12 protein-coding genes and 1 pseudogene are annotated in these 12,979 nt (G+C 73.0%); 7 read left to right on the top strand and 6 right to left on the bottom strand.

Annotated features, from left to right (window positions below; all coding sequences use genetic code 11):
* Nucleotides 1-8: 8 nt before the first annotated feature.
* The 3 genes from ACZ4AA_RS30450 to ACZ4AA_RS30460 form a co-directional block, all read right to left on the bottom strand.
* Complete coding sequence (locus tag ACZ4AA_RS30450; protein ID WP_467609826.1) at nucleotides 9-905, bottom strand: AraC family transcriptional regulator; 897 nt, start codon at nucleotides 903-905, stop codon at nucleotides 9-11.
* A gap of 187 nt (nucleotides 906-1,092) precedes the next feature.
* The gene (locus ACZ4AA_RS30455) at nucleotides 1,093-2,847 is read right to left on the bottom strand and encodes an ABC transporter ATP-binding protein (protein ID WP_467609828.1); all 1,755 of its coding nucleotides are present in this window, start codon (nucleotides 2,845-2,847) and stop codon (nucleotides 1,093-1,095) included.
* 89 nt (nucleotides 2,848-2,936) lie between these two features.
* Nucleotides 2,937-3,509: a rhodanese-like domain-containing protein gene (locus tag ACZ4AA_RS30460; protein WP_467609830.1), complete on the bottom strand. Its 573-nt coding sequence runs from the start codon at nucleotides 3,507-3,509 to the stop codon at nucleotides 2,937-2,939.
* A gap of 81 nt (nucleotides 3,510-3,590) precedes the next feature.
* On the opposite strand from ACZ4AA_RS30460, the gene ACZ4AA_RS30465 reads away from it, so the two are divergent.
* On the top strand, nucleotides 3,591-3,878 hold the full coding sequence (locus ACZ4AA_RS30465; protein ID WP_467609985.1) for a metal-sensitive transcriptional regulator: 288 nt from the start codon (nucleotides 3,591-3,593) through the stop codon (nucleotides 3,876-3,878).
* Nucleotides 3,879-3,881: 3 nt separating this feature from the next.
* Here ACZ4AA_RS30465 and ACZ4AA_RS30470 read toward each other — a convergent pair whose 3' ends face one another.
* Together ACZ4AA_RS30470 and ACZ4AA_RS30475 are read right to left on the bottom strand one after the other, a co-directional pair.
* Nucleotides 3,882-4,628 carry a sulfite exporter TauE/SafE family protein gene (locus ACZ4AA_RS30470; protein ID WP_467609833.1) on the bottom strand — a complete coding sequence of 249 codons (747 nt, stop codon included), beginning with the start codon at nucleotides 4,626-4,628 and terminating at the stop codon, nucleotides 3,882-3,884.
* A 281-nt stretch (nucleotides 4,629-4,909) separates the two neighbouring features.
* A pseudogene (locus ACZ4AA_RS30475) lies at nucleotides 4,910-6,256 on the bottom strand (rhodanese-like domain-containing protein); the annotation flags it as partial.
* Nucleotides 6,257-6,548: 292 nt separating this feature from the next.
* Here ACZ4AA_RS30475 and ACZ4AA_RS30480 point away from each other — a divergent pair.
* From ACZ4AA_RS30480 to ACZ4AA_RS30500, 5 genes are all read left to right on the top strand, one after another.
* Nucleotides 6,549-7,634 carry an S-(hydroxymethyl)mycothiol dehydrogenase gene (locus ACZ4AA_RS30480; RefSeq protein ID WP_467609835.1) on the top strand — a complete coding sequence of 362 codons (1,086 nt, stop codon included), beginning with the start codon at nucleotides 6,549-6,551 and terminating at the stop codon, nucleotides 7,632-7,634.
* Entirely contained in the window at nucleotides 7,634-8,263 is a 630-nt protein-coding gene (locus tag ACZ4AA_RS30485; protein WP_467609837.1) for an MBL fold metallo-hydrolase, read from the top strand. Before ACZ4AA_RS30480 ends, ACZ4AA_RS30485 begins: the two co-directional genes overlap by 1 nt.
* A gap of 129 nt (nucleotides 8,264-8,392) precedes the next feature.
* Entirely contained in the window at nucleotides 8,393-9,319 is a 927-nt protein-coding gene (locus ACZ4AA_RS30490) for an SDR family oxidoreductase (RefSeq protein ID WP_467609839.1), read from the top strand.
* A gap of 101 nt (nucleotides 9,320-9,420) precedes the next feature.
* The gene (locus tag ACZ4AA_RS30495; RefSeq protein ID WP_467609841.1) at nucleotides 9,421-10,221 is read left to right on the top strand and encodes an SDR family NAD(P)-dependent oxidoreductase; all 801 of its coding nucleotides are present in this window, start codon (nucleotides 9,421-9,423) and stop codon (nucleotides 10,219-10,221) included.
* An 82-nt stretch (nucleotides 10,222-10,303) separates the two neighbouring features.
* Complete coding sequence (locus ACZ4AA_RS30500) at nucleotides 10,304-10,657, top strand: VOC family protein (RefSeq protein WP_467609843.1); 354 nt, start codon at nucleotides 10,304-10,306, stop codon at nucleotides 10,655-10,657.
* An 18-nt stretch (nucleotides 10,658-10,675) separates the two neighbouring features.
* On the opposite strand, the gene ACZ4AA_RS30505 is transcribed toward ACZ4AA_RS30500, so the two are convergent.
* Nucleotides 10,676-12,076: a pyridoxal phosphate-dependent decarboxylase family protein gene (locus tag ACZ4AA_RS30505; RefSeq protein WP_467609846.1), complete on the bottom strand. Its 1,401-nt coding sequence runs from the start codon at nucleotides 12,074-12,076 to the stop codon at nucleotides 10,676-10,678.
* Nucleotides 12,077-12,254: 178 nt separating this feature from the next.
* On the opposite strand from ACZ4AA_RS30505, the gene ACZ4AA_RS30510 reads away from it, so the two are divergent.
* Nucleotides 12,255-12,950 carry a L,D-transpeptidase family protein gene (locus ACZ4AA_RS30510; protein WP_467609848.1) on the top strand — a complete coding sequence of 232 codons (696 nt, stop codon included), beginning with the start codon at nucleotides 12,255-12,257 and terminating at the stop codon, nucleotides 12,948-12,950.
* Nucleotides 12,951-12,979 lie beyond the last annotated feature (29 nt).

The following is a 12,979-nucleotide window of genomic DNA, read 5'->3' on the forward strand; positions in this document are numbered from 1 at the left end:
AAGCCGGATCAGTCCACCCGTCCGCGGACCGCCGTGCGGAACGCGATGGGTGGCTGTCCGGCCCGCTGGTGGAAGTACTTGGCGAAGTTCGTGGCGCTGGAGAAGCCCAGCCTGTCGGCGATGCGGGCGGCGGCCAGGTCGGTGTGGGCGAGCAGCCGCTTGGCCTCCAGGATCACCCGGCGGTCGATGAACTCCTTGGCGCCGATCCCCGCCGATTCGAGGGCGGCCCGGGACAGGGTGCGGGCCGAGTAGCCGAGGGTGAGCGCGTAATCGTCCACCCGGCGGGTGTGGGCGAAGTCCCGTTCGACGCTCGCCCGGAAGCGAAGAAAGGTTTCGCTGGGCAGGGTGGCCCGGACGCCGGCCCCGTCGAGATGGGTCAGTCGCAGGACCAGCACGTCCAGCAGATGACGCAGAACGGCACCGTGCGCCTCGCGCGGCAGCCGCCCCGGTGACCCGAACTCGTGCTCCAGATGCGCTGCCGCCACCCGCAGCGAGGTGGCGGCCTCGCCTCCCGGGGTGCGCAGCACCCGGGCGTGCGGATCGTCGAGCAGGGCCGCACGCACGGTGGCCGGGCCCGGGAAGTCCCGCTCGAAGGCGATCAGCGTCCCCTCGGCCCGGGCGAGGTCTCCCCACTGCACCACCTGCCCCGGGCGCGTCCACAGCCAGGAGTCCCGCCCGACCTCGTACCCGGTGAAGTCCACCGTCTGGCACAGGGTGCCGGAGGCGAGCGTGAGTATCTGGTGGAAGGCGGGACGCTGCGGCGCGCCGAGATCGGCGCCCCGGGCACGGGCTCGGGCGCGCAGTGCGGCCAGGGAGATCACTTCCAGGCCGGCGGGTGTGCCGACGGGGGCCGCGAAGATGATCCCGGGAACGGCCTGTCCGGCCGTGTGTCGGTCTTTGACCATGATCAGTCGCCTGTGGATCGGGTGGGACGTGCCTCGCCGCCCGGTCGGGGCCGGTCGCGTCTGGAAGACGACCGCCCCCGTGGCGGAAAGAAGGCATCACCTTAGAGGAGAGCCGGGCCCTCGCCAAGCAACCCTCGCGGGCTTTTTCGCCGGAGCGCGGTGCCCGCCCGCGGCCCCGGTGCCCGGCTCACCCCGCGGTCGCGAGGAACTGGGTGGCGGCCAGTTCGGCGTAGAGCGCGTCCGCCGAGACCAGTTCACGGTGGGTGCCGACCGCGCGGACACGGCCCGCGTCCATCACGACGATCCGGTCGGCCGAGGTGACGGTGGACAGCCGGTGCGCGACCACCAGAACCGTCGTCGTACGGGCCACTTCGGCCACCGTGTCACGCAGCGCGGCCTCGTTGACGGCGTCGAGCTGCGAGGTGGCTTCGTCCAGGAGCAGCAGCCGGGGGCGGCGCAGCAGGGCCCGCGCGATCGCGACGCGCTGGCGTTCGCCGCCGGACAGCTTGGTGCCCCGATGACCGACGAGCGTGTCCAGGCCGCCGGGCAGCCGGGCCACGAGGCCGTCGAGGCGCGTCGTCCCGAGCACCCCGGTCAGCTCGTCCTCGTCGGCCTGCGGGTTGCCGAGCAGCAGGTTGTCGCGCAGGGAGCCGGACAGTACCGGCGCGTCCTGCTCCACATAGCCGATGGAGGACCGGAGCCGGGGCAGCTCCCAGTCGTCGAGCGCGAGGCCGTCGACGCTGATGAGGCCCGCCTCGGGCTCGTAGAACCGCTCGATGAGCGAGAACACCGTGGTCTTGCCGGCGCCGGAGGGGCCGACGAACGCGGTCAGGCCCCGGGCGGGGACGGCGAACGTCACGCCCCGGTGCACATAGGGCAGGTCGTCGGCGTACCGGAAGCGGACGTCCTCGAAGGTGAGCGCCACGGGTTCCGCGTCCGGCGCCGGCAGCGGCGCGGGCAGGGCGGCCGGTTCGGCGGGCAGTCGCAGGGCCTCCTGGATACGGGCGAGCGCGGCGGCGCCGGTCTGGTACTGCGTGACCGCGCCGACGACCTGCTGGATCGGGGACATCAGATAGAACACGTACAGCAGGAAGGCGACCAGGGTGCCGACGTGGATGGCGCCGGTCGCGACCCGGGCGCCGCCCACCGCGAGGACCGTGATGAAGGCGATCTGCATCGCCAGACCGGCCGTGTTGCCCGCGGCAGCCGCCCATTTGGCCGCCCGCACGCTCTGCCGCCAGGATTCCTCGGCGGCCTCGTGCACGGTCCGCTCCTCACGGTGCTCGGCGCCCGACGCCTTGATCGTCCGCAGTGCGCCGAGGGTCCGCTCCAGTGAGGCACCCATCGCCCCGACGGCGTCCTGGGCGCGCCTGCTGGCCCGGTTGATGCGGGGCAGGATCAGAGCGAGCACCGTGCCCGCGGACAGCACCACGCCCAGCGTGACACCGAGCAGCACCACGTCGACCAGGCCCATCATCACCACCGTCGCGACGAGCGTGAGGCCGCCGGTGCCGAGGCCGACCAGGGAATCGGTCGTGACCTCGCGCAGCAGGGTCGTGTCGGAGGTGATGCGCGCCATCAGGTCGCCGGGCTCGGACCGGTCCACGGCGGGTATGCGCAGCCGCAGCAGATACGACGAGAGCGTGCGCCGCGCGCCCAGCACCACCGACTCCGCGGTGCGCCGCAGCACGTACGAACCCAGCGCTCCCAAGGCCGCGTTGGTCACCACGAGGGCCGCCATGCCGAGCAGGGCCCGCCCGATCGACTTGTCGTGCGACAGGTCGTCGATGAGCCCGCGTGCCACCAGGGGCAGCAGCAGTCCGGTGGCCCCGGTCGTGAGCGCCAGCAGCGCGCCCGCGAACAGGGCCCGGCGATGCGGTCGTACGTACCCGAGCAGCAGGCGCCACGCGGGCGCCTCGGGCGCGGTCTCGGTCAGGCTCACGGTGCTCCTTGCGGGAGTTGAGGCGGGGCGTTCAGGCTACGTCGGCGACCCGCCCGGACCCGCCCCGACCACCGTGCCGGCCCGGGGACTCAGGACACGCGCTCCTCAAGTGCCGCCAGCGTGGCGTCGAGGTCGGCCGCGCGGGGCCGGTTGTGCGGGAGCCTGCCGAGCAGCGCGGCCATGCCGCAGGTGTCGGTGAGCGCGGAGAAGACCAGCCCGCCCGCGACACCGGCGGAGACCAACCGCCAGGCGGGGCGCAGGAGTCCGAGGCCGAGGCCGGCGAGGACGACGGTGCCGGCGGTGAAGCGGACCTGGCGCTCCATGGACCAGCCGGCCCGGGTGCCGGTGGCCGGGCGGTGCAGTTCGAGTCCGCGTTCCGCCCAGGCGCCGGTGCCGCCGGTGAGCGTGGCGGCGTGCACCCCGTGTTCGGCCAGCAGGGCGCGGGCGTTCGCCGAACGGGCCCCGGAGCGGCAGACCAGGAGCAGTTCGGTACGGGCGTTCCCGAGCACGGGCAGCGCACGGTGCAGCCGGTCCAGCGGGATGTTCAGGGCGCCGGGCAGATGGCCGGAGGCGTACTCGCCGGGGGTGCGGACGTCGATGACGGTCAGCTCGCCGAGGCGGCCGTGGGCCTGGTCGGCGTCGAGGGCGGTCGGGGTGTGCATGGGGAGTGTCATCCTTGCTCTTCTGGGGTGCCCCACAGGGCGGAGTAGAATACCCCTAGGGGTATGAATGGAGGAGTGTTCGTGGAACTGGAACTCGCGGGTGCCGAGCTGAAGTCGGTGCTGAACCGGCTGCGCCGGGCGCAGGGACAGATCTCCGGAGTGATCCGGATGATCGAGGAGGGACGTGACTGCGAGGAGGTGGTCACCCAGCTCGCCGCCGCCTCCCGCGCCCTGGACCGGGCCGGCTTCGCGATCATCGCCACCGGGCTCCAGCAGTGTCTGACCGACGTCGAGAACGGCGCGGAGAACGGCGAGACCAGTGCACAGATGCGGGCCCGGCTGGAGAAGCTCTTCCTGTCGCTCGCCTGAGCCTCACAGCACGACGTCCAGGAGCATCAGCGCGGCCACGGCCAGCAGGGCCCAGGCGAAGATCCGCTGAAGCGTGCCGCCCGACACCCGGGCCGCCAGCCGCTTGCCGTCCCAGGCGCCGAGGACGGCGGCCCCGGCGAACGGCGCGACCACCGCCCAGTCCAGGCTCCGCGCCGTTCCCGCGCGGGCGGACAGTGCCGCGAGCGAGTTCGCCGTGATCACCAGCAGGCTGGTGCCGACCGCGGCCCGCATCCGCAGCCCGACGACGTTCACCAGGGCCGGTACGGCGAGAAAGCCGCCGCCCACGCCCAGGACCCCGGTCACCGCGCCGAGACCGGCGCCCGTTCCGGTGATCCGGCCGGCCCCCGCGGGCGCGCTCCCGGGCTCTCCTGCCGCAGGCCTGAGCATGCGGACCGCCGCGAGCCCCGCGATCAGCGAGAACGCGCCCGTCAGCACGGCGGGAGGCAGCTGCCCCGAGATCGCCCCGCCCAGTGCCGCCGGAATCAGCCCGGCCGCAGCGAACAGCGCACCGGCCCGCCAGCGGACCGCGCCTTCCCGGGCGTGCGCCGACAGCGCGGTCGCCGAGGTGAGGGTGACGATGACGAGACTGGCCGTGGTGGCCGCCGAGGGCGTGAAGCCGAGCAGGTAGATCAGGGCGGGCACGGTCAGGACACTGCCGCCGCCCCCCAGCGCCCCGAGCGCGAGCCCGGTCACGGCACCGGCGACCAGGGCGAGGACCAGGACGCTCACGCCGTGGTGCCCTGGGGAGCGCGACAGGCCGGATCGGAGGTCGTGGTGGTGGTCTGTGGCGCGGGCGTGCCGGAGGCTGCGGCGACGGCCTGTGGTGCGGGCGTGCCGGCAGTCGTGGTGGTGGTCTGTGGCGCGGGCGTGCCGGAGGCTGCGGCGACGGCCTGTGGTGCGGGCGTGCCGGGAGTCGTGGTGGTGGTCTGTGGCGCGGGCGTTCCCGGCGTCGCGGTGGTGTCTGGTGGCGCGGGGCTGCCGGGGGCCGCGGGGGCCGGGTGGGTCATGGGCAGGCCTGAGGCGGCCGCGGCGGCGAAGGAGTCGTCGACGGCCACGACGTCGCGGCCCGCCGCGTCGAGCAGCGAGGCGGCGATCGCAGCCCGCATGCCCCCGGCGCAGTGCACCCAGACGGTCCCGGCGGGTATCTCCCCGAGCCGGTCGCGCACCTGGTGGACGGGGATGTGCAGCGAACCCGCGACATGCCCCGTGGCACGCTCGGAGTCACGCCGGACGTCCAGGATCACGGTCCTGCCGGGGGAGGCGTACGCCTCGGCCAGTTCGGCGAACGAGGCACGGCGGAAGGCGCGCGGCCGTTCCCCCTCGCGCACCCAGTCGGCGGGCGAGCCGATCGCGGCGGCGGCCGGACGGTCCACCCCGACCTGCGCCAACTCGCGCTGTGCGTGCATGAGTTGTTCGGGGGAGTCGGCGAGCAGGGTGACCGGCCTGCCCCAGGGGAGCAGCCAGGCCAGATGGACGGCGAGCTGTCCGTCCGCCTCGAAGTTGACCGCTCCGGCGACATGCCCCGCCGCGAAGGCGAGCCGGCTGCGCAGGTCCACGACCCATTCGCCGGCCGCCAGCCGCGCGGCGATCTCCGCGGCGTCCGCGAGCGCGGGCGGGGTCAGATCGACGGGGGCCGGGCCCCGGGCGTTGGCGGGGCCCATGTGGGCGTAGTACGCGGGCACGTCGTCGAGCCCGGCGAGCAGATCCGCGACGAACGTGTCGACGTCCTTGACCAGGGCCTCGTTGCCCGCGCGTTCGCGCCCGATCGTGGTCGCGTCGCCCTCGGCGGTCCCGGCGGAGCAGAAGCTGCCGAAGCCGTGGGTGGGCAGGACGGCGGTGTCGTCGGGCAGCTCCGCGGCGAGCCGGTGCGCCGAGGCGTGCTGCGCCCGGGCCAGCTCCCCGGTCAGCCGCGGCTCCACCAGATCGGGCCGGCCGACGGTGCCGATGAGCAGGGAGCCGCCGGTGAAGGCGGCGACGGCCCGTCCGTGCTCGTCGAGGACGTACGAGGTGTGGTGCGGGGTGTGTCCTGGCGTGGCGAGCGCCCGCAGTGTCAGCCCGGTGTCCACCTCCACCGCGTCCCCGTCGGTCACGGGCACGCGCCGGAAGGCGACATGGGCTCCGGCCGGGACCAGGTAGGCGGCCCCGGTGAACCGGGCCAGCTCCAGGCCGCCGCTCACATAGTCGTTGTGCAGGTGCGTCTCGACGACGTACGCGATGCGCACGCCCCGCCGGGCCGCGGCCGCGACGACCCGCTCGACGTCTCTGGGCGGATCGACGGCGACGGCCGTGCGGGGGCCTCCGGCCAGATAGCTCCGGTTGCCCAGGCCCGTCACCTCGATGGTGTCGACGAAGAACACGGCTGCACTCCTCTCCCGCGGAAAGCCCGAGGGCTTCCCGGCTCGGTCCGGCTCGGTGAAATTACCCCCGGGGGTATCTCAACCGTAGCAGAGGTACCCCCGGGGGTATCCGAAGAAGGTGAAGGGTGCTGTCCGCGGGGGTGTGGCGGGGCTCTGAACCGTGCACGTCGTCGCCTCGGTCGCCGTGCCGTGCCCCGCGACCTGGACCGCCGCGGACCGGCTGGCCTTCTACCGGCCGGTCACACCGTAGGGTCGGTCGATGGAAGGTCCACCTAGGGAAGGGCTTACTCACATGCCGCAGGAAGTACGGGGCGTCATCGCGCCGGGCAAGAACGAGCCGGTGCGCGTCGAGACCATCGTCGTGCCCGATCCGGGGCCGGGCGAGGCCGTGGTGAAGATCCAGGCCTGCGGGGTCTGTCACACGGACCTGCACTACAAGCAGGGTGGCATCAACGACGACTTCCCGTTCCTGCTCGGCCACGAGGCGGCCGGAATCGTGGAGTCGGTCGGCGCCGGGGTCACGGACGTGGCACCCGGCGACTTCGTCGTCCTCAACTGGCGCGCCGTGTGCGGACAGTGCCGGGCCTGTCGGCGCGGACGCCCCTGGTACTGCTTCAACACCCACAACGCCCGGCAGAAGATGACCCTCAAGGACGGCACCGAACTCTCACCGGCCCTCGGCATCGGCGCCTTCGCCGAGAAGACGCTGGTCGCGGCCGGACAGTGCACCAAGGTCGACCCGGCGGTCTCCCCCGCGGTCGCCGGACTGCTCGGCTGCGGAGTGATGGCCGGCATCGGCGCCGCCATCAACACCGGCAACGTCGGCCGGGGCGACACCGTCGCCGTCATCGGCTGCGGCGGAGTCGGCGACGCGGCGATCGCGGGCTCCCGGCTCGCGGGCGCGGCGAAGATCATCGCCGTGGACATCGACGACCGCAAGCTCGCGACCGCCGAGAAGCTCGGCGCGACGCACACCGTCAACTCCAAGACGTCCGACCCCGTCGAGGCGATCCGCGAACTCACCGGCGGCTTCGGCGCCGACGTCGTCATCGAGGCCGTCGGCCGCCCCGAGACGTACACGCAGGCCTTCTACGCCCGCGACCTCGCCGGCACGGTCGTCCTCGTCGGCGTACCCACCCCCGACATGAAGCTCGAACTCCCGCTGATCGACGTCTTCGGCCGCGGTGGCGCCCTCAAGTCGTCCTGGTACGGCGACTGTCTGCCGTCCCGCGACTTCCCGATGCTGATCGACCTGCACCTCCAAGGACGCCTGGACCTGGGCGCGTTCGTGAGCGAGACGATCGCCCTCGACGGCATCGAGGCGGCCTTCGAGCGCATGCACCACGGCGACGTGCTGCGTTCGGTGGTGGTGTTCTGATGACCGCGCGTGTCGAACACCTCGTCACCTCGGGCACGTTCGAGCTCGACGGCGGCAGCTGGGAGGTCGACAACAACGTATGGATCGTGGGTGACGACCACGAGGCCGTCGTGATCGACGCCGCGCACGACGCCGCCGCCATCGCCGCGGTCGTGGGCGACCGCCGGCTGCGCGGGATCGTGTGCACCCACGCCCACAACGACCACATCGACGCCGCTCCCGCCCTGGCCGAGCTCACCGGGGCCACCATCTGGCTCCACCCCGACGACCTGCCGCTGTGGAAGCTCACCCACCCGGACCGCATGCCCGACGCCTGGCTCCAGGACGGCCAGGTGATCGAGGTCGCCGGCACCGACCTGACCGTGCTGCACACCCCGGGCCACGCTCCCGGCGCGGTCTGCCTCTACGACCCGGGCCTGGCCAGCCTCTTCTCCGGTGACACCCTCTTCCAGGGCGGCCCGGGGGCGACCGGCCGGTCCTACTCCCACTTCCCGACGATCATCGAATCCATCCGCGACCGGCTGCTCACCCTCCCGGCCGACACGGTCGTCCGTACCGGACACGGCGCCACCACCACGATCGGAGCGGAGGCACCCCATCTGGAGGCCTGGATCGATCGCGGCCACTGACCCGCCGCCGGGCCCGGCGACACGGCCGGGACGCCACACGGATACCTGACAGGAGATGTCCGGCTTCCAGGAGACGCTCGGAGCGACACGGGTGAGCGCCCGTGGACGCCACGAGCACGGAGGTCGGACATGTCAGGGCCGTCGGAAGGCACGCTGCGGGACAGGGTCGCGCTGGTCGCGGGCGCGACCCGCGGCGCGGGCCGCGGGATCGCGGTGGAACTCGGCGCGGCCGGTGCCACCGTCTACGTCACCGGCCGCACCACACGCGAGAAGCGCTCGGAGTACGACCGCCCGGAGACCGTCGAGGACACCGCGGACCTGGTCACCGCGGCGGGCGGGCTGGGCATCGCGGTCCCCACCGACCACCTCGTCCCTGCCGAGGTGGAGTCCCTCGTCACCCGGATCGCCGACGAACAGGGCCGGCTCGACGTCCTGGTCAACGACATCTGGGGCGCCGAGAAGCTCTTCGCATGGGACACACCCCTGTGGGAGCACGACCTCGACAACGGACGCAGGATGCTCCGGCTCGCCGTCGAGACCCACGCGATCACCAGCCACCACGCGCTGCCCCTGCTGCTTCGCCGCCCCGGCGGCCTGGTCGTCGAGATGACCGACGGCACCGCGGACTACAACCGCGACACCTACCGGGTCTCCTTCTTCTACGACCTCGCCAAGTCGTCGGTGCTGCGCATGGCGTTCGCCCTCGGACACGAACTGGGCCCACGCGGCGCCACCGCCGTGGCGCTCACCCCCGGCTGGATGCGCTCGGAGATCATGCTCGAGACCTTCGGCGTCACCGAGGCGAACTGGCACGACGCCGAGGAGCGCGAACCGCACTTCGCCATCTCCGAGACACCGTTCTACGTGGGGCGCGCGGTCGCCGCGCTGGCCGCCGACCCCGAACGCGCGCGCTGGAACGGGCAGTCCCTCTCCAGCGGACAGCTCGCCGGGGTGTACGGCTTCACCGACCGGGACGGCAGCCGCCCGGACGCCTGGCGCTATCTCGTCGAGGTGCAGGACAAGGGGAGACCCGCGGACGTGACGGGGTACCGCTGACCGGCGGCCCGTCCGGGCGGGGCAGGGCGCGGCGGGAAGGCGGAAACAGGAGGCGGGCGGGCGTCTGTCGCCGCGGCGATCATGGAGGTAGCTTCCCTGCCATGACTGCGATGAGACGCTTCGAGGGGTACGGGGTCCTGATCACCGGTGCGGCCCGCGGCATCGGCGCGGCGACCGCCCGCCGCCTGGCCGAGGAAGGAGCTCAGGTCCTCGTCACCGACGTGGACCCGGCCGAGGCCGGGAAGACCGCCGCCGCGCTGCGCGAACTCGGCGCTCGGGCCGAGGCGTTCGGCTGCGACGTGGGGCAGCGGTCAGAGGTCGAGGCCGCCGTGGCGTACGCGGTGGAGACCTTCGGCTCGCTCGACGTCCTGGTCAACAACGCCTACCGGTGCACCCCCGACGCCCCGCTCTTCGAGGAAGAAAGCGACGAGGACTGGGCCGCCGACCTCGACATCACCCTGACCGGCGCCTACCGCTGCGCCCGCGCGGCCCTCCCGTACCTCGTCGCCTCCGGCCGCGGGGCCATCGTCACCATCGGCTCCGTCAACGGCATCCAGGACTTCGGCAACCACGCCTACAGCGCGGCCAAGGCGGGACTGATGTCGCTCACCCGCACCCTCGCCGGCCACGCCGCCGGCCGGGGTGTGCGGGTCAACCTGGTCGCCCCGGGCACGATCCGCACCACGGCCTGGGAGGGCCGCGAGGACGATCTCGCCTCCGCGGCCCGGCTGTTGTATCCGCTCGGCCGGGTCGGCGAGCCGGAGGACATCGCGGCCGCCGTCGCCTTCCTCGCCTCCGCGGACGCCGCCTGGATCACCGGCACGACCCTGTGCGTCGACGGCGGCCTGCTGGGCGTGAACAAGGGGTTCCGGCAGGTGGTCGGGGGAGAGGACGGAAGCTGAGGCGGGCGGAGAGGACGGAAGCCGAGGCGGGCGGCGGGTGTGGTGCCGGTCCGTCCCGCGTCCTTCCTGGCAGGATGGCCGCATGGAACGTGTGCTGGGAATCGGCGGGTACTTCATCAAAGCGGCCGACCCCGCCGCCCTGGGCGCCTGGTACCGCGACTGCCTCGGCCTGGACGCCGACGACAACGGCCTGTGGCGGCCCGAGGCCGGGCCGACGGTGTTCGCCGCCTTCGAGTCCGGGAGCGACTACTTCGGGTCCCCGGCCCAGCGGACCATGCTCAACTTCCGGGTCCGTGACCTGGACGCCATGCTCGCGCAGTTGCGCGCCCGGGGAGCGGACGTGGCGGAGGACACCCAGGACATGGACGGTGTCGGCCGGTTCGGCTGGGTCACCGACCCGGAGGGCAACCGGGTCGAACTGTGGCAGCCCGCCTGACGCGCGGACCACGGGCCGTCACAGGCGCGGCTCCGCGCTGTGGCGTTCGACGGCCGCGAACACCCGGTCCGTGTCCGCCTCGGACGTACGCCAGTTGCTGAACGCGGCGCGCAGCCCGTGGGTACCGTCGTAGCACGTCGGTGTCAGGAAGGCCTCGCCCGAGGCGGCGACGGCGTCGGCCAGCGCGCGGACCCGCCGCTCCGTCGGATCCTCGGCCAGGGTGAAGCACACGACGTTCAGCCGCACCGGCGCGAGTAGCCGCAGCGCGGGGGCGCGGGCGATCCGCTCGCCCAGCCGCCGGGCGAGCGCGACGTTCCGCTCGACGATCTCGCGGTGCCCCTCGCGCCCGTAGGCGGCGAGCGAGAACCAGGCCGGGAGCGCGCGCAGCCGACGCGAGTTCTCCGGCGTCAGATGCAAGAAGTCCGGGTCGGCGCCGGGAAGTCCGAGATAGGGCGAGGCATTGTGGAATACCCGGACCTGGAGGTCCTGGCGGCGGGTGAACTGGACGGCCGCGTCGTAGGGGACGTTGAGCCACTTGTGCAGGTCGACGCAGAGGGAGTCGGCCTCGCCCAGACCGGCCACCCGTGAGGCGAACTCGGGCGAGAGCGCGGCGAACCCGCCGAACGCCGCGTCGACGTGCAGCCAGAAGTCATGGCGCTCCCTGAGCGCGGCGACGGCCCGCAGATCGTCGAAGTCGACGGTGTTCACGGTCCCCGCGTTCGCCACGACGACGGCAGGGCGCCCGCCCAGCGCGGTGAGCGCGGCGTCGAGGCGCTCGACGTCCACCGCCTCGCGGTTGCCGGGCAGCACCGGGACCCGGCGCAGACTGTCACGGCCCAGGCCGAGTACGGACAGGGCCTTGGCGATGCTCGAATGCGGGCTGGCGGACAGCACGGCCACCCGGCCGAGCGCGCCGGCGCCCTCGTCCGCGACCGTCACCCCGAGGCGCTCGCCGAGCCATTCCCGCGCGATGGCCAGCCCGACCGTGTTCGACACCGTCGCACCGCTCACGAACGCCCCGCGATGCTCCTCGCCCAGCCCGAACAGCTCGCGCAGCCAGGCCAGCGTCTCGTGCTCCAGCGCGCTCGCGAAGGATCCGGCGGCGCCCGAGACGTTCTGGTCGTAGGCGCCGGTCAGCCAGTCACCGGTGAGCGAGGCGGGCGTCGTGCCGCCGGTGACGAACCCGAGGTAGCGCGGGCCCGCCGAGCCGGAGAACCCGGGAGCCCAGCGTCCGGCGAACCGGGCCAGGGCGCCCTCGGCGCCCGCGCCCGCGGCCGGCAGCGGATCGGGGGCGGGCGCCTTGCCGAGCCGGGCGACGGGACGGTCGTCGAGGCCGGCCACCTCCCGGACGGCGAAGTCCCGTGCGGCTTGCAGGAGTTCGGGGAGGCGGTCGAGGTCGTCGGAGAGCGCGGGGTCCATGACGGCAGCCTAGAAGGAACGCCCGTCCCGCGAGCGGTCCACCTCACGGAAACCGGACCGGGCCCGCGAGGCGGGGAATGTCACGGTTTCGTCGCTGTTCCGCCGGCCGTGCAACGCAATACCCTCAAGGGCGGTCTAGCAGTCGGAGAAGACGACGGTCACAACAGGAAGGTCCGCCATGGGGGACATACGCAGAAGAGGAGCCGTCGCGCTCGGACTCACCGGGCTGGTGGCGCCGCTCACCCTCGCACTGGGCGCGGCACCCGCGCAGGCCGCGAGCTGCACGACGGCCGCCGGCCCGAACCAGAAGCAGGTGGAGAAGTTCCTCGGGCGGCCCGTCGACGGCCGGCAGTCCGCCGCCGACTGCAAGGCGATCCAGGCCTTCCAGAACAAGCACGGCATCACCCCGAACATCGGGTACGCGGGACCCGTCACCTGGGGCGTGATGGATCTCATGAACAAGCAGAAGGCCGTGGGCGGCAACCCCAACCGGGACGGCAAGTGCCCGGTGAACAAGGGCCGCATCGCCTGCGTCAACCTCACGCTCCAGCTCAGCTGGATCCAGGACGGCAGCCGCCTCGTCTACGGTCCGGTCCCGGTCCGCACGGGCAGGGACGGCTACGAGACCCGTACCGGCCTGAAGAAGATCTACTGGCGTGACATCGACCACGTGTCGACCATCTACAACGTGTCCATGCCCTACAGCCAGTTCTTCGACGGGGGCCAGGCCTTCCACTCGGTGGGCCTCAGCATGTGGAACCCGCCCGGTTCGCACGGCTGCGTCAACATGACCCCGACGACGGCCAAGAAGTACTGGTCGCTGCTCAAGAACGGTGACGACGTCGCCGTGTACGGACGCAAGCCCGGCACGTGAGCGAGTGACGAGCTTCACGGTCCGGTATG

This window comes from Streptomyces sp. NPDC024698 (genome assembly GCF_055559015.1).